We start from the raw sequence: 20,647 nt of genomic DNA on the forward strand, positions 1-20,647 counted from the left end.
CACTTCTGCTGGAGTAATAACAAAATGAGCCAAATCTCTGTTATTTCAAAACTTACTGGCGTAGAAACGACCCTAGAAGGTACACAGGTTACGCTGAACCATTCCTCTGTCGTTGAGCTTCACGTCGAGCGAGCGAGCGTCTCACACTTCGCGCGAAGTGGTAACGACCTGCTGGTGACATTGCACTCCGGCGAGGTGATCACCCTTAAAAACTTCTATGTGGCGGACGCGCAGGGCGTGAGTCAGCTGGTTCTGCAGGACAGCAACGGTGCGTTATGGTGGATTGAAGATCCGACCGGGGCCGCCACGTACGAATCTATCGCGTCCACGGACGTGCTGCTTGCGGCGTCAGGAAGTGACGCCGGTGGCGCCGCCATCTGGCCATGGGCCCTGGGTGGTATTGCCGCTGCAGGGGGCATCGCGGCCGCGGCAAGTAGCGGCGGTGGCGGCGGTGGCAGCAGTAACAATTCGGCCGATCCGGATACGACTGCACCAAATGCACCTTCCGGCCTTAAGTTCTCCTCAGACGGTAAAACCGTCACCGGTTCCGCCGAACCCGGGAGCACCATCACGCTGAAAGACGCAAACGGCAACGTCATTGGCACAGGAAAAACGGGCAGCGACGGCAACTTTAGCGTCTCCCTCGGGACACCGTTGACCAACGGCGAGCAGGTAACCGCCACCGCAACGGATAACGCCGGGAATACCAGCCAGGGTTCAAGCGTCACCGCACCGGATCTCACCGCACCCGATGCACCCACGATTGGCAGCGTAATCGACGATATCGCCCCTCAGACGGGGACGGTGACCAACGGCGGCAGCACTAACGATCAGCGGCCGCAGCTCTCCGGCACCGCCGAAGCGGGCTCCACCGTGACGATTTATGACGGCGGAATAGCCATTGGCACCGCGGTCGTCGCCAGCAATGGCACATGGACATTCACCCCGTCCGTCGACCTGAATGAAAGCACCCACCAGATTACCGTACGGGCAACCGACGCCGCCGGCAACACCGGGCCAGCCTCACCGGTATTCACCCTCACCGTCGATCTTACCCCTCCGACAGCGCCCACCGCGATTGTGCTGCTCGACGATACGGGCCTTATCCGAGGAACAATCACGTCGGGCGTGCCTACCGATGCCTCGCAGCCGATCCTGGCGGGAACGGGCGAACCCGGTGGAACCATCACCATTTACGATAACGGCGTGGCGATTGGCACAACGACGGTGCTGCCTAACGGTACCTGGAGCGTTACCCCAGGGGGCCCGCTCCCGGACGGAACGCACTCGATCACCGTCACTGAAACCGATGCCGCCGGAAACCAGAGTACGGCCTCTGAGCCTATCATCTTTACCGTGGACACCACGCCGCCGTCAGCCCCAGGAAACCTCGTGGTGTCGAATGATGGCGGCACCATCAGCGGCATCGGAGAAGCAGGCAGCACGGTGACCATTCGTGAAGGCGATTTCACCCTTGGCACAGTGGTTGTTGATAGCCAGGGGAACTTCAGCCTGACGCTGAGCCCGCCGAGGATCAACGGCGAAATCCTGACCGCTGACGCCACCGACACGGCGGGCAACACCAGTCCAACCACCTCCGCGGCGGCACCGGACATTACCCCGCCGCAGACCCCGGTCATCCTGTCGGTGATTGATGACGTGCAGGCCACCACCGGCCCCGTGGCCCAGAATGGGCTGACCAACGACCGGGCACCGACCCTGAACGGCACAGGCGAGGCAGGCTCGACCATCACGATTTATAACGGCAGCGATGCCCTCGGTACGGTGGTTGTTCCCTCCTCCGGCCAGTGGAGCTTTACGCCGCCCACACCGCTGACCGACGGCACCTGGGTGCTGACCGCGAAGGCGACGGATCCCGCCGGTAACCCGAGCGGGATATCAAATGCGTGGACAATTAACGTTGACGGGACGGCACCTGGCGCCCCGGTGATTTTACAGGTTGTAAACGATATTCCAGGGCAGACCGGCGCGATCGACGTGAACGGGACCACCAACGACGCCACCCCGACGCTCAGCGGTACCGCTGAAGCAAACGCGACGATCAGCCTGCGCGTGGACGGTGTTGAAATCGGTACAACCGTTGCCAATGGCCTCGGCGTATGGAGCTTTACCCCTTCCTCCTCAATCGGTGAAGGCCCCCACGCTCTGACCGCCGTCGCGACCGATGTGGCAGGCAACCCCGGCCCCGTCTCCAACACCTGGACTCTGACGGTTGACAGCGTCGCGCCTGCGGCGCCGGTCATTACCCAGGTGCTGGATGATGTGCCGGAGCGCCTCGGCGCCCTCAATTCTGGCGACAGCACCAACGACACCACGCCAACGCTCAGCGGCACGGCTGAACCGGGCTCAACCGTTACCATTCGCCTGGATGGTGCCAATCTTATTACGATCCCGATCGACGGCAGCGGCACCTGGACCTATACCCTTCCCACGCCGCTTGACGAAGGTCCTCATACCTTTAGCGTCGTCGCCACCGACGCGGCGGGTAACACCAGCCAGCCGTCAGACGACTTCACCCTGAACGTCGATATCACTGCGCCAGCGGCGGCCACCATCACCACCGTGACCGACGACGTCGGCGGCGTACTGGGTTCGCTCAACAGCGGCGATACCACGGATGACACTCGCCCCCTGCTGCAGGGCACTGCCCCTGCAGACACGGTGATCACCGTCTATGACGGCACGACTCTGCTTGGCACCGCCATCCTCAACGGCAGCGGCGGCTGGAGCTTCACGCCCGTTACCCCGCTCACCGACGGTCCGCATTCCCTGACGGTGCACGCCACGGATGCCGCGGGCAATACCACCCTCTCAACGCCATTTGAACTGACGGTGGATACCGTTGCGCCTGCCACGCCGGATATCCCGGCCATTACCGTCAATCCTGACGGCACAACAACGCCGCTGAATCCGGGCGAAACCACCCGCGACACCACGCCGACCCTGAGCGGTACCGGCAATCCGGGTGATACCGTGACGATCTACGACAGCGGCGTCAAAATCGGCGACGCTGTCGTGGACAATACCGGCAACTGGACCTGGACGCCGCCATCCCCCCTGGCTGGCGGCACCTATGACATCACCCTGACCGTCACCAACGTGGACGGCACGGGCAACGAAAGCGCCCCGTCGCAGCCGGTCACCATCACCATTGATACCGAGGCGCCGGCTACGCCTGCAGCACCGGTCATTACTGACAGCGTCACCCAGATCACCGGTCCCGTCCCCAATGGCGGCACCACCAACGATCCGCGCCCGGTGCTGAGCGGCACCGGTACGCCAAACGACGTAATCAACATCACTGACACGGTTAACGGCGGCACGCCAACTATCGTTGGTACCGTCACGGTAGACAGCAACGGCAACTGGAGCTGGCGCCCTGACAGTAATATTGCGGAGGGCAGCCACGTCTATACCGCCACCGCCACCGATGAAGCGGGCAACGTCTCTGACGCTTCCCCGGCGATCGCGATCACCGTGGATACCGTGGCACCGGCTACGCCAGCGATCAGCGCCGTGGGCGGTGAACCGAACGGAGGCTACATCACGGATACCACGCCGACAGTGGGCGGAACCGGCGTTAACGGTGAGACGGTGATCGTCTACAACAACGGCGTCGAGCTGGGCCGTGTCGTGGTGGTGAACGGAGAATGGAGCCTGACGCTTCCAGCGCAAACGGACGGTCCGCTGAACATTACCGTAGCGGGCGTGGACGCAGCGGGCAACCTCAGCGCGCCGAGTTCAGTCTTTACCGTCACGCTCGATACCGTTGCGCCCGGGATACCGCAAATTAATGCCGTCTCAGACAGCCAGCTCACCAACAACGTGCTCTACACCCGCGACGGCACGCCGACCCTAACCGGGACCGGCGAGCCCGGCACTACCGTTATCGTCTCCGTCGACGGTACCGCGTCAGGTGTGCCGATCACGATCCAGCCGGACGGCAGCTGGAGCTGGACCGCAGGCACAACGCTCCTGGATGGTTCGCATACCTTTACTGTCTCGTCAGTCGATCAGGCAGGCAATCCGTCAAACGGTTCAGCGTCACTGAGCGTGACGGTGGATACCCAGGACCCAACCGCACCGGGCAATCTTAGCCTTGCTCCAGAAGGTACACCGCTGACCGGTACCGCCGAAGCAGGCGCACTCATCACCGTTAAGGATAGTGGCGGTAACGTCATTGGTACCGGGGTGGCGACCGGCGGCAGTTTCTCCATTGCGGTCAGCCCGGCCCCGCAGGATGGCGCGACCCTGACCGTGACCGCGACCGATGCTTCCGGACGTACCAGCGTTGATGCAACTTATAATGTCACCGGTACGCTTCCGAATCTTCCTGACGTACCCGTGATCGTGGCCATCAACGATGACGTCGACCCAATCATTGGCGACGTGAAAGGCAAAACGACCAACGACACCACCCCAACCCTCACCGGTACGGCTCAGGCGGGAAGCCAGATCGCTATCTACCTGGACGGTGGCGTGACGCCCGTCTCGACGGTCACGGCCGACGGCAGCGGCAACTGGAGCTATACCCCAGCCGCGCTTGGCGAGGGGCTGCACACCTTTGAGGTGACCGCGACCCTTAACGGCCAGACCAGCGGCCGCTCTCCGGCGGCCAGCGTCACCGTTGACCTCACCGCGCCGGGCACGCCGACCATCGGCGCCGTGATTGACGACGTCGGCCCGGGCACCGGCCCGCTGACCAGCGGCCAGACCACCAACGACAACCAGCCGACGCTCACCGGCACCGGCGCGGTGGGCGATACCATCTCCATCTACAACAACGGCGTGCTGCTGGACAGTGTGGTAATCGGCAATACCGGCACCTGGAGCTACACCACGCCTGTCCTGGCAGAGGGCAATCACGTCCTGACCATCCGCGAGACCGATCCGGCGGGGAACCAGAGCGGTCCTTCGGCGGGCTTCACCGTCGTGGTGGATTCCGTTTCCGCCACGCCGGTCATCACCAACGTCACGGATAATGTGGGCAATGCCGCCACCACGGTGGTCAGCGGCGAGCTCACCAACGACGCCACGCCAACCCTTACAGGGACAGCGGACGCAAACAGCGTGGTGACTATTTTCGACGGCGGCACCCAGATTGCCGTGGTCACGGCTGACAACACGGGTACCTGGACGTTTACTCCTGATACCGCCCTCGGCGAAGGCTCGCACAGCTTCACCGTCCGGGCGACCGACCCGCAGGGCAACCTCAGCGCGGTCTCCGCCCCCTGGAGCGTGGTGGTTGACCTGACTGCTCCGACGGTTCCGACGCTGGATAATGTGAACGACGACGTCCCTGGCGGCGTCCAGGGTAACCTCACCAGCGGCCAGGTAACCAACGACAGCACCCCAACCATCAGCGGCACCGGGCTGGCGGGCAGCACTATCCACATCATGAATAACGGCACGCAGATTGGTACAACGACCGTTGACGGAAGCGGGAACTGGTCCTTTACGCCGACCGCGCCGCTGGGCGACGGCAGCTACGCCCTGCGCGCGTATGCAACGGATACTGCAGGCAACGCCTCGGCGAACTCATCGGTCTTCGCTTTTACCATTGATACCGCAGCCCCCGGCGTGCCGGTGGTGACCAGCGTGGTTGATGATATCGGTCCGGTCACCGGAACGCTCACGTTGGGCAACAGCACCAACGACGCGCGTCCGACCTTCAGCGGCACGGGCGAAGTGGGTTCTACCGTGCACGTGCTCGTTGATGGCAACGAAATTGGCACGGCGGTGGTCAATGCCCAGGGCAACTGGAGCTTCACCCCGGGCAGCGATCTGGCCGAAGGTCCACACGCCATCACCTTTAACGCGACCGATGCGGCAGGCAACACCGGCGCCACAACGGCACCGTTTAACCTGACGGTCGATACGGGCGTGCCGTTAGCGCCGGTCATCTCGACCGCGGGTGACAACGTGGGCAGTATTCAAACCCCGCTCTCTTCCGGGCAGAGCACCGACGACACCACGCCGACGCTGAACGGCACCGCGACCGCCAACGCCACGGTTACCGTGTATGAAAACGGACAGCCGGTCGGTACCGTGCAGGCGGACGGCACCGGCGCATGGAGCTTTACGCCATCAGCGCCGCTGGGCAACGGCAGCCATACCTGGACCGCCACGGTCACCGATGCAGCGGGCAACGTCAGCCCGACCTCGCCGGGCTTTACCCTGATTGTTGATACCGCGGCACCGAACGCGCCGGTTATCAGCCAGGCAATCGACGTCGTGGGCAGTATCACCGGCCCGCTCACGTCCGGACTGACGACCGACGACACCCAGCCGCAGCTTGTTGGGACCAGCGAACCGTTTGCCACCGTGAAGATCTATGAGGGCACCACCCTGGTCGGCACGGGCACCGCGGACGGCAGCGGCAGCTGGAGCATCGTGCTCACCCCTCCGCTGACCGCGGGCGCGCACAGCTTTACCGCGCAGGCCACGGATGCGGCAGGCAATACCAGCGTGTCGTCCACCAGCTTCAGCCTCACCGTCGACACCACGCCGCCTGCGCTGCCGGTGCTGACCAGCATTCTGGATGACGTGGGCAATGCGGCGACGCCAGTTGCCAACGGTGGGTTCACCAACGACGCGCAGCCGACCCTCAGCGGTACGGCGGAAGCGGGAGCCACGGTGAAAATCTTTGATAACGGCGTACAGATCGGCAGCGTGACGGCGACCGGCGGCGCGTGGAGCTTTACGCCTTCTCCGGCGCTGAGCAACGGCGCGCACACGTTGACCTTCACCGCCACCGATGCGGTGGGCAACGCCAGCGCCCCCACCGCCGGATATGTCATTAACGTCGATACCCTTCCGCCAGCCGCGCCGGTCATCAGTTCGGTCATTGATGATGTCGGCAGCGTCACCGGGCCTGTGACCGGTACGAACCCGACTAACGACACCCGTCCAACGCTGAGCGGGACTGCCGAAGCGAATGCCACGGTCCGGATCTACGACGGCATCACGCTGGTGGGCACGGTCACCGCCGATGGCAGCGGCAACTGGACCCTGCCACAAACCACCACCACGTTGACGCAGGGCACGCATAACTTTACCGCTACGGCCACCGATGCGGCGGGCAACACCAGCGTGGCGTCAGCCGTGACGACGATTATCGTCGATACGACCGCGCCAACGGCGCCGACCGGCACCTTCAACGCCGACGGTAGCATCCTGACCGGGAGCGCGGAGGCGGGCAGCACCGTCACTATCCGCCTTGCGGACGGTTCAACGGTGACCGCCATTGCGGGCAGTAACGGCACCTACAGCTACACCTTCATTAACAAACAGATCGAAGGTCAGACACTGCAGATCACCGCGACCGACGTCGCGGGCAACACCTCCCTGCCGGGCTCCGCCCTTGCGCCGGTGGTGCCGCTCTCCGCCAGCAATAACGTTGAGGAGCTGAACCTCAGCACCACGGCGCCCGTCACCAACAGCCAGTACAGCGACTACGGCTTCCTGCTGGTCGGCGCCGTGGGCAACGTCCTGACGCTGATCGGTAATGACACCGCGCAGGTGAACTTCACGGTGGGCAACGGCGGCAGCGCGGACATCGTGGTAAACGCCAATGCCACGGGGGCGGTGCTCTCTCTGCTCAATACCCTTGAGCTGGTGGTGCAGCACTACGTTAACGGTGTCTGGACAACCGTGGTGGATACCGGCCAGCCGCAGTTTGCCGATCTCCTGACCCTCGGCGCCACCGGCGTCTCGCTGAACCTGACCGGGCTGGCCGACGGCAACTACCGCGTGCTGAGCTACAACACCAACCTGCTGGCGACAGGCTCCTACACCAGCCTCGACGTGGCGGTGAAAGAGACCGGTCCGGGTACGGTCACGGGCGATACCAGCCTCAACGGCAACGTGATCCTCGATACGGACCCGACCGCCGGCAGCGACAACGCGCCGGCCGGCACCACTATCTCCACGGTCACTAACGCGCAGGGCGTGACCACCAGCGTGAACGCCGACGGCACGGTGATCCAGGGCAAATACGGTACGCTGACCATCAACCGCGACGGCAGCTATACCTACAACCTGACCGACACCAGCGCCGCGGTCGTTGGCCGGACGGAGAGCTTCACCTACACCATCACCCATAACGGCGTCAGCGCGTCGGCAAACCTGGTGCTGTCTCTGGGTGCCGGTACGGTCATCAACGGCATTGTGGCAGTGGACGACACGGCCTCCCTGACCTTTGACACCACCGTGAGTGAGGTGAATAACGGCGCCTCGTCTCAGAACGGTTTTACCCTGGTGGGCATTAATCTCGGCAGCACGCTGGGGCTTAACCTGCTGGACGACCTGACCAACCCGATTATCTACAACGTGGAGGAAGGGACGACCCGCACCATGACCATCCAGGCCTCCGTGGGCGGCGTGGCGCTGGCATCGGTGTTCGATCTGTACGTCTATAAGTTCAACAATGCGACCCAGACCTTCGAGCAGGTTCGCGTCGAGTCGGGCTGGCTGCGCGCGCCGCTGCTGGGGGGCACGTCACCGCAGCTGACGCTGAACCTGCCTGCCGGGGAGTACCTGTTCCTGCTGAATACCGCGTCCGGGATCACCGCCCTGACGGCCTACACGCTGAGCGTCCTGCAGGACCATGTCTACAGCGTGGCGAGTATCAGCGAAACGACCACCGGCGACGTGCTGGCGAATGACCCGGTTCCAGCGGGCACGCTGGTTACCGAAGTGAACGGCGTGACGGTCAACAGCAGCGGCACCACCACCATTCAGGGGGAATACGGCACGCTGACCATCAATGCGTCCGGTCAGTACACCTATACCCTGAGGAGCGGCGTAGGCGCGGACCATATCAGCACGCCGGATACGTTCGTCTACACCGTTACCGCGCCTGACGGCTCGAAGGATACGGCATCGCTCAACATCACCCCAACCGCGCAGGCAATGAATGCGGTCAACGATGTCAGCGCCACGATGGACCTTACCTCGGTGCACCACACGTCGGTCTACTCGGATACCACCGTGGGCGTCGCCAGCTGGACCACGGCCCTGTTCTCATCAACCCAGGGCAGCGGCAGCGGAACCTTCGTGGTCGACCCGAACACCGCGCTGCACAACGCGTCGCTGCACTTTAGCGTGGCCTCGCTGCTGGCGCTGGGCGGGCTGACGGTGAACTGGACGATTAGCGATGCCAACGGCGCGATCCGCAGCGGCTCCTTCAGCGGCGCCTCGCTGCTGGGCGGCAGTATCGACGTCCCGCTGACCGGGCTGGATCTCAACGCCGGGACCTATACGCTGAGCTTTACCGGTAGCGTACCGGGGCTCAGCGTCGGGACCATCACCATCACGCCAAGCGTAAACGGCACCACCTACTCGCTGAGTAATTTCGACGTCACCGGCAGCCACACCGTCAACGGCAATATCTTTGACGGCACCGACTCTGGCGGCGTGCTGGATCAGCTCCACTCGGTGGATACCCGTCTGAACGTGACCGGCTACAACGGCGTGACCACCACGCTGGATCCGTATACCGGCAGCGCAACGGTGAACATTGTCGGCCACTACGGCACGCTGGCGATCGGCGCTGACGGCCATTACACCTACACCCTGAACAGCGGGGTATCGCTCTCAACCATGACGTCGAAGGAGACCTTCAACTACACCCTGACCGACTCTGCCGGAAGAACGGATACCGCTACGCTGACCATCAATATGGCGCCGCAGTTCATCAGCTCGGAACATAACGACGCCATCACCGGTACGGCCTACGGCGATACGCTGATTTACCAGGTGCTGAACAGTACGGTGGGGAATGCCACGGCGGGTAACGTCAGCAGCGCCGGAGGCGATCACTGGACCGGGTTCTCGCTGGCGCAGGGAGACAAGATCGACATTGGCGATCTGCTGGTGGGCTGGGACGGTAATACCGCCTCGTTGGGGAATTATATCCATGTCACACAAAGCGGTAGCAACACTGTGATCTCCATCGACCGTGATGGTGCAGGGTCCACCTACACTAATACTGCACTCGTTACGCTTGATAACGTTCAGACCACGTACGACGAGCTTGTTAACCAGCAACACATCATTACCTGATAGCACCTGCAACAGATGACCCGGGCGCACAGCGCCCGGGCATTCATAATAAAGCTGTACTTTTTTATTAGGGACATGACATGGGAATGAAGATGCCTTACTGGTGGCTCTCGTGCTGCCTGATATCTGTGCCCGCTTTCTGCGCAAATCCGGCGGCAACGATCAATACCGGACAGCTTCGCGAAACGCAGGAACTCCCCTCACTCAACGGTCGCGTAGCCCCGGTGGCGGGCAACGCCGCGCCCGGTTCATTACAGCTTGGCGAGGCCGTCAACCGTGCCGTCACCTGGCATCCGGCCATCAGCGAAGCCGTGGGCAAACTCTACCAGCAGAGCGAAGAGGTGGACGTCGCAAAATCAAAATACTATCCGCAGATTAATGCCGGCGTGGACAACGGATATTCCCACGACGGCGACCAGAACGGCTTTACGCCGTCGCTGGTGCTTTCCCTCTCACAAATGCTCTACGACTTCGGCAAGGTGGCCAGCCAGGTGCGCGCCGAAAGCGCCGGCGTGGCCCAGCAGCAGGCTAACGTGCTGGTGAGTATCGACACCATCGCCCACGATACCGCCGTCGCCATGGTACAGGTGCAAACCTGGCAGCAGATGGTCGACACCGCCAAAGAGCAACTCGACGCCCTCTCCTCTATCGGCACGCTGACCCGCCAGCGTAACGACGAGGGGGCTACGTCGCTCTCTGACGTGGTACAGACCGATGCCCGTATCGAAGGCGCGCGCGCCCAGCTGATGCAATACCAGGCCAGCCTGGACAGCGCCCGCGCGACGCTGATGAGCTTTCTCGGCTGGAACAGCCTGAACGCGATCAGCAATGATTTTCCGCAAAAGCTGGCCCGCAGCTGCGATGTCGCCGAGCCGGACGACCGACTGGTTCCCGCGGTACTCGCCGCCTGGGCGCAGGCTAACGTCGCCCAGGCTAACCTCGACTACGCCGACGCGCAGATGACGCCCACCGTCTCGCTGGAGCCGGAGGTGCGCCACTACCTGAACGATCGCTACGCGGGCAGCGACACGCGGGATCGCACCCAGTATTCCGCCTGGGTGAAAGTGCAGATGCCGCTCTATCAGGGCGGCGGCCTCACCGCCCGGCGTAACGCCGCCGGACATGCGGTGGAGGCGGCACAGTCCACCATTCAGCGCACGCGCCTTGACGTTCGCCAGAAACTGCTGGAAGCCCGCAGCCAGGTGATGAGCCTGCAAAGCACGCTGCAAATTCAGGGTCGCCAGGAGGCGCTCAGCGCACGCACCCGCGAACTGTACCAGCAGCAGTATCTGGACCTCGGCTCGCGCCCCCTGCTCGACGTGCTCAACGCCGAACAGGAGGTTTATCAGGCGCGCTTCACCCAGCAGCAGACCGTTGGTCAGCTGCACCAGCTACAGCTCAACTGCCTGTATAACACCGGGCAATTGCGTCATGCGTTCGACCTTGATAACCGCACCATCCAGACCGTGGAGATCCAGCCATGAAGCAGCGTGATATCCCGCAAGGTGAAAACATGACGGATGCGGCCCTGGCCCAGTGGGCGCAGGCCTTTGGCTTTATCGCCACCCGCTACCGCGTCGCCTGCTCGCCCGGCGCGCTGATCGCAGGCGCACCGTGGCTGAAAGGCAAACCGATGGTGCCCGCCCTCACCCAGCTGGCGCGTGAGGCGGGGCTGTCGTTTCAGCTGCTCACCGCTGACCAGCAGTCAATCAACAGTTGGCGTCTGCCGGTTGTAGTGGCGCTGAATGACGGCCGGGTCGGGGCGATCGAGCACTTCGACGGCGACGACACGCTGGAAGTCAGCTTCTTCGACGATGAGACCTACACCAACCGGCTGTCGATGACGGCCATGCTGCCCGCTATCCGCCACGTCATTGCCCTGCGGCCACTCGCCGCGCTGAAGGACAGCCGCGTGGATGCCTATATCTCAAAATACCGTCCGGACTGGCTCTACCGGCTGGTGATGCGCGATCTCCGCCCCTACAGTTGGGTGATGCTGGCCGCGCTGTTTATCAACGTGCTGTCGCTTTCCGGGATCGTCTTTTCCATGCAGGTCTATGACCGGGTGATCCCCGCCCAGTCCTACCCGACGCTGTACGTCCTGACCATCGGGGTGCTGATCGCCACCCTGTTTGGCTTCGTGCTGCGCGTGGCGCGCGGCCACATTATGGATCTGCTCGGCAAGCGCTCGGATATGCGCGTCTCGGATCGCGTCTTCGGCCACGCGCTGCGGCTGCGCAACAGCGCGATTCCCCGATCCACCGGGAGCTTTATCTCACAGCTGCGCGAGCTGGAGCAGATCCGCGAGATGGTCACCTCGTCCACCATCTCGACGATTGTCGACCTGCCCTTCTTTCTCCTGTTCGTGGTGGTACTGGCGATCATCGCCCCGCAGCTGGCGTGGATCGCCCCGGTCGCGGCGGTGATCATGGTCCTGCCCGGCCTGCTGCTGCAGAAAAAGCTGGCGGAGCTGGCAAAGCAGTCGGCCCATGAATCGACCCTGCGCAACGCGGTGCTGGTGGAGAGCGTGCAGGGGCTGGAGGACATCAAGCTGATGCAGGCGGAAAACCGCTTTTTGCAGCAGTGGAACAGCTATATCCAGATCACCGCCGAATCCGGCCTGCGCACCCGCGAGCTGACGCAGAACCTCATCAGCTGGGGGATGACCATCCAGAGCCTGGTTTACGCCGCCGTGATTGTGGTCGGCGCGCCGATGGTGATCGACGGCACCCTGACCACCGGCTCGGTGGTCGCCGCCTCGATGCTGGCCTCCCGCATGATCGCCCCGATGGCGACGCTGTGCGGCGTGCTGGCCCGCTGGCAGCAGGTCAAAGCGGCAAAAGAGGGGCTGGACAGCATCATGCAGCTTCCCACCGAAAACCAGCGCGAGGAGACGCCGATCCGCCAGGACGTGCTGCGCGGCCACTACCTCTTCGAGCAGGCGCAGTTCCGCTATCAGCCGGACGATCCGCGCATGGCGCTGCGCATTAACCGCCTGGAGATCGGGCCGGGTGAGAAAGTGGCGCTCCTCGGGCGCAACGGCGCGGGCAAATCGACCCTGCTGCAGGCGATGGCGGGCGGGATGGATCTGGCGGCGGGCGAGCTGCGGCTCGACGGCTTCAGCCTGCCGCATCTCGACGTGGCGGACGTGCGGCGCAACGTCGGCTTTATGACCCAGAACGCGCGGCTGTTTTACGGCACCCTGCGCGAGAACATCACCCTCGGCATGCCGCGCGCCACCGACGAAGAGATCTTCGAGGCGCTGGAGCTGACCGGCGCGGCGGGCTTCGTGCAGAAGCTGCCCAAGGGGCTGGACTACCCGATCATGGAAAACGGCGTGGGACTCTCCGGCGGGCAGCGCCAGTCGATTCTGCTGGCGCGAATGCTGCTGCGCGATCCGAATATTGTGCTGATGGATGAACCCACCGCCTCGCTGGACGAGCACACCGAGCGGGAATTCATCCAGCGTCTGGGCGACTGGCTCGGGCACCGCACCCTGATCGTCGCCACCCATCGCGTACCGGTGCTGGAGCTGGTGGAGCGCGTGGTCGTGTTGAAAGAGGGCATGCTGGTGATGGATGCGCCAAAAGCCCAGGCGCTGAGCAACAGCCGCATGCAGCAGCAACAGCAGCAGGCAGCAACCGGACGGGAGTGGAAAAATGAAAATCAGTCAGCGTGACGTGGCGGCAATGGACGATCTGGATAACGCCCTCGACTCCGAAAGCGGCTACACCGGCGCGCGTCGGATCGTGATCTTCTCGCTGCTGATGTTTGTGGTGCTGGGCGTCTGGGCGTGGTTTGGCGTGCTGGATGAGGTGTCAACCGGATCGGGGAAAGTGATCCCCAGCTCGCGCGAGCAGGTCTTACAGTCTCTCGACGGCGGGATCCTCACCGAGCTGAACGTCCACGAGGGCGATCAGGTGCAGGCCGGGCAGGTGCTGGCGCGGCTTGATCCGACCCGTTCCGAGTCAAACGTCGGCGAAAGCGCGGCGCGCTACCGCGCCTCGCTGGCCTCCAGCGCCCGCCTGTACGCCGAGGTAAACGATCTGCCGCTGAAATTCCCGCCTTCGCTGGCGAAATGGCCGGATCTGATTGCCGACGAAACCCGGCTGTACAACTCGCGCCGCGCGCAGCTGGAGGATACCCAGCGGGAGCTTCGCGCCGCGTTAGATCTGGCTAACAAAGAGCTGGCCATTACCCAGCGGCTGGTAAAGACAGGGGCCGCCAGCCACGTGGAGGTGCTGCGCCTGCAGCGGCAGAAAAGCGATCTGGAGCTGAAGCTCACCGACGTGCGTTCGCAGTATTACGTCCAGGCCCGCGAGGCGCTCTCGAAAGCCAACGCGGAGGTGGATATGGTCTCGGCGATCCTGAAAGGCCGTCAGGATTCCGTCACGCGCCTGACGGTGAAATCGCCGGTGCGCGGGATCGTGAAAAACATCAAGGTCACCACCATCGGCGGGGTGATCCCGCCCAACGGCGAGCTGATGGAGATCGTGCCGGTGGACGATCACCTGCTGATCGAAACCCGCCTCTCGCCGCGTGATATCGCTTTTATCCACCCGAACCAGGAGGCGCTGGTCAAAATCACCGCCTACGACTACGCCATTTACGGCGGGCTGCACGGCGTGGTCGAGACCATTTCCCCGGATACCATTCAGGACGAGGCCAAGCCGGAGGTGTTTTACTACCGGGTATTTATCCGCACCAGCCAGGATTACCTGGTCAATAAGGCGGGCAGGCATTTCTCGATTGTGCCGGGGATGATTGCGACAGTGGATATTAAAACCGGCGAGAAAACGGTGCTGGATTACATGATTAAACCGTTCAACCGGGCGAAAGAGGCGCTGAGGGAGCGGTAGTCAATCGCCGGGTGGCGGCTGCGCCTTACCCGGCCTACATGGTTTTCTCCCTCTCCCTGTGGGAGAGGGTTGGGGTGAGGGCATCAGACCGGAACCCTGGCGACATACACTCCAACATAGCGCGCAAATTTCCCGATAAAGACGCCGGCAAACATGCCGCCTGAGACGATCGCCAGCGCGCTCATGGCGGGCTGCTGCATCGTCTGGGGAGAGACTGCGCTCATCACGCCCAGCACATACTTCACCCCGAACGCCAGCATCATAAACGGCAGCGCGGTGTAGTCGGCCTGGCGGTAAAGGCTGCGCGGCGCCTCTGCGCGGGTAATCACAGCCTGCTTAATCAGGACATACCCCAGCGCGGCACCGGCAAGGATCCCCGCCGTCCACAATGCAACAGTCCCGGGAGTCAGCGTGCGATAGACTATCAGATCGTAAATATCCCAGATAAGAAAGATGCCCGGAATAATGGCAAGCCGCTCCAGCGTCACGGTGGCGGGCCGTCGGGCTTTAAGGCCGCGGGAGATAAGGAAGATAAACAGCACCCACACCCAGACGGGCGTGTGCGTCACAACACCGATCAGAAATTCAAACATGGAGATCTCCATGGACGATTGCGGCCCGTGCCGCCCTGAACGCGTATTGCGCATAACGGCAAAACCACCGTTATGCGCAGGTCTTTTACAGCGATTTTTTCAGGCGTCGAACCGCTTCTATCAGCTGCTCATCCGTTGGGGTGACGAATGACATGCGCAGCGTTGTCTGGTCCGGCTCGTTGCAGTAGAAAAATTCGCCCGGTACAAAGACTACGCCGTTACTTAAGGTTTTTTCCAGCCAGCGGGTAGTGTTCATGCCGTTGTTCATTTTCGCCCACAGGAACATGCCCCCCTTCGGCTTGTGGAACGACATCACGTCGCCCAGCTCGGCTTCCAGCTCCGTGGCGAACGTCCGGTATTTCTGGCGATAGGCCTCGCGGATCGTTTTAATCTGATCGGCCAGACGGCCGGTCTTCAGGTACTCGTACGTCATCAGCTGCGACAGCGTGCTGGTGTGCAGATCGGTGGTTTGCTTAAGGTTCACCACCGCGCGCTTCAGCCACTCCGGTACCACCACCCAGCCCACGCGGGTACCCGGCGCGAGGATTTTAGAGAAGGTGGAGGTATACACCACGTTCTCTTCGTTGCCGATATCTTTGGCATGGGCAATTAACGGGCGGAAGACGTCATCGGTATAGTTAATTTCGCTGTACGGATCGTCTTCGATAATCACGAAGTCATAGCGCTTCGAGAGTGCCACCAGCTGTTTGCGGCGCGCCTCAGACAGCGTAACGCCACCTGGGTTACCAAAGGTTGGAACGATATAGACCGCTTTGATGGTTTTCTTTGCCACCAACGCCTCAAGTTCATCGACCTTCATGCCGTCACCGTCGGTGCCGACGGATTCAAAGTTGGCCTGCGCCAGGCCAAAGACCTGCAGCGCAGCAAGATAGGTTGGACGCTCAACGACAACCGTATCGCCCGGATTCATTAACGCGCGCGCCAGCACGTCCAGAGATTGTTGAGAGCCAGAGGTAATGACGACATCATCGGCCTTACAGGTGATGCCGCGCCCCTCGCAGATGCGTTTAATTTCCTCGCGCAGCCCCGGCACGCCTTCCGTCAGGCCATACTGGAATGCTTCCCCAAAATGCTGCGATAAGACGGCATCAGAGGCAATTTTCAGCCCTTCGCGATCGAACAGGTCCGGGTTTGGGATACCCCCACCCAGCGAAATCACGCCCGCCATTTTGCTATGTTTTAATAATTCACGGATGGCAGAGGATTGCAGGCCCTGCGCGCTGCGGGCGAGTTTGTTTGCAGACATTCTTTGATTACCTTCTTTTTTTATATTGTGCCCAATCTTAGCAGAATATGGGCAATAAATTCCGTCAGCTTAGGCAGCGGCCGCAAATCCTGACGCCACAGTAAATGCACCGACCTCGGCGCGGGCGTGAACGGTTCCATTACCCGAACCAGCCTGCCGCTTGCCAGCTCTTCCGCCACCAGCACCTCCGGCTGCAGCAACAGCCCCGCCCCCGCGCGCGCCGCCATGCGTAAGCCATAGCCGTCATTGCATCGTAAAACGGCATCGCGCTTCCAGCGCACCTCCCCTTCCACGCCCGGCAGCCGCCACTCGTTGCGCGCGGTCCACACCGTGTGCGAAAGACAGAGGTGATCCACCAGATCGTCTGGCGTTTGCGGCGTGCCGTGTTGCGCTAAATAGTCCGGCGCGGCACAGATCACCATGTTGTAGGGGCACAGGTATTTCGCCACCAGATCGTCATTACGAATGTCGCCAATGCGAATGGCCAGATCGACGCCCTCTTCCACCAGATCGACCATCCGGTTAGTCAGATCCAGCTCGATGCGTACCTCCGGGTAGCGCTGCAAAAAGGATGCCGTCAGCGGGGCGATCGCGCAGCCGCCAAACGACGTAGGCGCCGTGACGCGCAGGGTGCCTGACGGCGTGGCACGCAGCCGTTCAACCGCGCTTTCGGCAATCGACACCTGCTCCAGAACCCGTCGGGCCTCTTCAAAATAGACGCGTCCGGCATCCGTCAGGCTCTGACGGCGCGTATTACGCTCCAGCAGGCGGGTGCCCAGCTGTGCTTCCAGCAGCGCAACGTATTTGCCCACCATCACCGCCGACATCTCCAGCCGTGCCGCCGCGCCGGTGAAGCTGCCGCTTTCCACCACGGCAATAAACGTCTCCATGCTGCGAAGCTTATCCATATTCCAAACCTCTGGTTAGCAATCTTCTAACTTTAGCCCAGTTTATCCGCATTTTAATTTATTAAAGAATGAAGGCTCACAACATAAGGAGTCGGCTATGAAAATCGTCATTATTGGTGCCAGCGGTACGGTCGGTCGTGCGGTAACGGATGAGCTGAGTCGTCGCCACGAGGTCATCCGCGTGGGCCGCACGCAGGGCGACGAGCAGGTGGATATCACCTCGCAGGCGAGCGTTCAGGCGCTGTTTGAGAAAATCGGCCCGGTGGATGCCATTGTGTCCGCCAGCGGCGGCCTCTACTTCGGCCCGCTCGCGACCATGAAGGACAGTGACTTCAACCAGGGCCTGCAGGATAAGCTGCTCGGGCAGGTGCGTCTGGCGCTGACCGGCCAGCACTACCTGAACGAAGGCGGCTCGATTACGTTGATAAGCGGGATCGTGGCGCACGAGCCGATTGCGCAGGGGGTAAATGCCACCACGGTGAACGCGGCGCTGGAAGGGTTTGTGCGCGCCGCAGCCTGCGAACTGCCGCGCGGGATCCGCATCAACCTGATTAGCCCAACGGTGCTCACCGAATCGGTCGACACGTACGATGGCTTCTTCCCGGGCTTCGAAAGCGTGCCTGCCGCCACGGTGGCGCAAGCCTATCGTCGCAGCGTGGAAGGCGTGCAGACCGGGCGGGTGTACAAGGTCGGCTACTGAGCCTTGCGGGCGGCGATCAGCACCAGCATCGGGCGCTCCGCCTCTTCGGCCAGCGCGGGCCAGGCGTCAATCTGCGCCTGCGTTGGCCCCCATTCGTTGACGTTGCTTATCGTTAATCCGGCTTTAATCAGCGCGTTAAGCGTGGTGCCCAGCGTACGATGGTATTTGATCACCCCGTCCGCCAGCCAGTTGCTGACGCGCTGGCCTTCGTCCTGATAATGATTCACGCCCCAGAACCGCTCGCCGTTATCGTCGGTCAGCCAGCCCTGACGCGAGGCGCAGGTGTAAATGGGGTGCTCCATCGAAAAGACCAGGCAGCCGCCGGGCTTAAGCGCGCGCTGAACCTTCGCAAACAGGGTATCCAGCTCCGGCAGGTAGTGCAGCGCCAGCGAGCTGTAGACCAGATCGAGGCTGTTCTCGTTGAGCTTGAGTGATTCCAGATCGCTACGCTGATAGTGAATCCGTGCGTCGTCAGTCAGTTCAGCCGCGCGGGCGAGCATCTTTTCTGAAATATCGACCCCCGTGACGTCAGCAGCGCCCAGCTCGCGCGCGGCGCGGCAGAACCAGCCGTAGCCGCAGCCGAGATCGACAACCGATTTACCGGTTAAAGCCGGCAGCATGGCCTTAAGCGCGGGCCACTCCGGCGCACCGTCCAGCCCCTGCACCGAGCGCGGAAGCTGGGCGTAGCCTTCGAAAAACGCCGGGTTGTCGTAGATGTTTTGTGCCATGGCAGATCCCTCTTTAATAATGTGACTGCCAGTATAAAACATTGCCGGGTGGCGCTGCGCTTACCCGGCCTACGATTTGAGGGTTTCAGTAGGCCGGGTAAGGCGAAGCCGCCACCCGGCTCGCTTTTAGCCCACCGTACCCCAGACCAGATTGCCCTTATGGAACGTCGCGGTGCGCGGGGAGATGCGCGCCACGGCTTCGGCGGAACAGGAGGCGTCCACCAGCACAAAGCTGGCGTCATCCTGCGCTTTCGGCCACACGCGTTCGCCTTTGTCGTTCAGCGGCAGCACGTCGCCGGTCGCAATTCCCAGCGCGCGGGAGAGCGTCTGCTCGTTCGGGCGAATATAGAGCTGGGCGTAGAGATTCGCTTTTTCCAGCATGTCCCCCAGACCGTACGGCGACCAGTGGTCGATTACGCTGTCGGTGCCGGTCATCACAAACACGCCCTTGTACCGCAGCTGCTTCAGCGGCATATGCAGGGTGCCAATCGGCACGGTGGAGGCGATAGTCACCTGCTGCGCCGCCATGCGGGTAGCAATCTCATCCACCTGCTGCTCGTTGAGCGTGGCCAGCGCGAAGGCGTGGCTGATGGTCAGCTTGCCCTTCAGTTGCGGGGTTTTCTCCACCGTTTCGACCATGTAATTCACCGCCGCCACGCCCGCCGGGCTGGTTTCGTGCAGGTGAATGTCCACCCCTTTGTCGTAGTCCAGCGCAATCTGGAACATCAGATCGAGAGATTTCTCCATCGCGCCGTCGACGTTGGTCGGGTCCAGCCCGCCCACGTAGTGCGCCCCGGCCTGCATCGCCTCGCGCATCAGCTTTTCGGAATTCGACAGCAGCAGGCCGTGCTGCGGAAAGGCAACGATCTCGCAGTCAAATCCGGGCTTGCGGCGCGCCAGCACCGCCTGCAGGTTTTCGAGATTCTTCAGGCCGGAGGTCGGCTCAATATTGCAATGGCTGCGGGCGAGGGTGGAGCCTTTTGACTGGATCAGGTCGATCAGCTTTTCCGCACGCTCCTGGGTGTAGGGCTGGAGCTCAGGCAGCAGCTTCTGTTCCAGGCGGATCATATCCTGAATGGTGGTGCCCGCCGGGCGGTTGAGGGAACGCCACGGGCCGCCGTAAAAGGTTTTATCCAGGTGAATGTGCATGTCGCGCATCGCCGGAAGCATCAGCTTTTTACCCGCGTCGTAGTGCGGCAGGGTCGCGTCGGCGTGGCTGCCGTTATCGCGCAGGGCGACAATTTTCCCGTCTTTGATCTCCAGCGTTTTCAGCTCGGTGCGGGTGCTCGTCGCCACGCTGCCGTCGAAGTTAAACCCGGCTTCGAGCAGCACGTTGTCCAGATAGTAATGTTTCGCGGTGATGGTCATCGGTTTACCCGTCTCGCAGGTTGGTTTTGCGGAGTCGGCAGCATACGCGACGGATCCGGTCGCGCCAAACAGCGCGCAGGCGGTCACCATTTTGCCGCTCTGGCTGATAAATTCACGGCGGCTTTTATTTTCACTCAT

Annotated in this window: 10 protein-coding genes; 5 read left to right on the forward strand and 5 right to left on the reverse strand. The window is 62.3% G+C overall.

What is annotated here, in order from left to right; genetic code table 11:
• Window positions 1-24: 24 nt before the first annotated feature.
• The 4 genes from ACOTXT_RS01775 to ACOTXT_RS01790 all read left to right on the forward strand — a co-directional run bounded on the left by ACOTXT_RS01775 (window position 25) and on the right by ACOTXT_RS01790 (window position 14,945).
• Window positions 25-10,086 carry a BapA/Bap/LapF family large adhesin gene (locus ACOTXT_RS01775; protein WP_333164018.1) on the forward strand — a complete coding sequence of 3,354 codons (10,062 nt, stop codon included), beginning with the start codon at window positions 25-27 and terminating at the stop codon, window positions 10,084-10,086.
• 80 nt (window positions 10,087-10,166) lie between these two features.
• Window positions 10,167-11,570, forward strand: coding sequence for a TolC family outer membrane protein (locus ACOTXT_RS01780; RefSeq protein ID WP_023294384.1), 1,404 nt, complete (start codon window positions 10,167-10,169; stop codon window positions 11,568-11,570).
• Complete coding sequence (locus ACOTXT_RS01785) at window positions 11,567-13,765, forward strand: type I secretion system permease/ATPase (protein WP_333164015.1); 2,199 nt, start codon at window positions 11,567-11,569, stop codon at window positions 13,763-13,765. Before ACOTXT_RS01780 ends, ACOTXT_RS01785 begins: the two co-directional genes overlap by 4 nt.
• Before the next feature lie 10 nt (window positions 13,766-13,775).
• On the forward strand, window positions 13,776-14,945 hold the full coding sequence (locus ACOTXT_RS01790; protein WP_085930317.1) for an HlyD family efflux transporter periplasmic adaptor subunit: 1,170 nt from the start codon (window positions 13,776-13,778) through the stop codon (window positions 14,943-14,945).
• Window positions 14,946-15,028: 83 nt separating this feature from the next.
• Here the strand turns inward: ACOTXT_RS01790 and ACOTXT_RS01795 are convergent, their stop codons facing one another.
• The 3 genes from ACOTXT_RS01795 to ACOTXT_RS01805 all read right to left on the reverse strand — a co-directional run bounded on the left by ACOTXT_RS01795 (window position 15,029) and on the right by ACOTXT_RS01805 (window position 17,713).
• Entirely contained in the window at window positions 15,029-15,538 is a 510-nt protein-coding gene (locus tag ACOTXT_RS01795) for a DUF6622 family protein (RefSeq protein WP_021241976.1), read from the reverse strand.
• An 85-nt stretch (window positions 15,539-15,623) separates the two neighbouring features.
• Window positions 15,624-16,805, reverse strand: coding sequence for a PLP-dependent aminotransferase family protein (locus tag ACOTXT_RS01800; RefSeq protein WP_008502551.1), 1,182 nt, complete (start codon window positions 16,803-16,805; stop codon window positions 15,624-15,626).
• A 20-nt stretch (window positions 16,806-16,825) separates the two neighbouring features.
• Window positions 16,826-17,713 (reverse strand): LysR family transcriptional regulator, encoded by an 888-nt coding sequence (locus tag ACOTXT_RS01805; RefSeq protein WP_333164012.1) that lies wholly within the window; start codon window positions 17,711-17,713, stop codon window positions 16,826-16,828.
• A 97-nt stretch (window positions 17,714-17,810) separates the two neighbouring features.
• Here ACOTXT_RS01805 and ACOTXT_RS01810 point away from each other — a divergent pair, with 97 nt between their 5' ends.
• A complete protein-coding gene (locus tag ACOTXT_RS01810; RefSeq protein WP_008502553.1) occupies window positions 17,811-18,413 on the forward strand; it encodes a short chain dehydrogenase in 603 nt (200 codons plus the stop codon).
• Here ACOTXT_RS01810 and ACOTXT_RS01815 read toward each other — a convergent pair.
• Window positions 18,407-19,141, reverse strand: coding sequence for a class I SAM-dependent methyltransferase (locus ACOTXT_RS01815; protein WP_333164010.1), 735 nt, complete (start codon window positions 19,139-19,141; stop codon window positions 18,407-18,409). The two genes, ACOTXT_RS01810 and ACOTXT_RS01815, sit on opposite strands and share 7 nt — an antisense overlap.
• A 126-nt stretch (window positions 19,142-19,267) precedes the next feature.
• Complete coding sequence (locus tag ACOTXT_RS01820) at window positions 19,268-20,647, reverse strand: amidohydrolase family protein (RefSeq protein ID WP_333164007.1); 1,380 nt, start codon at window positions 20,645-20,647, stop codon at window positions 19,268-19,270.

This window comes from Enterobacter cloacae complex sp. IR5422, from assembly GCF_049238165.1.
In the GTDB taxonomy this organism is placed as follows: domain Bacteria; phylum Pseudomonadota; class Gammaproteobacteria; order Enterobacterales; family Enterobacteriaceae; genus Enterobacter; species Enterobacter roggenkampii.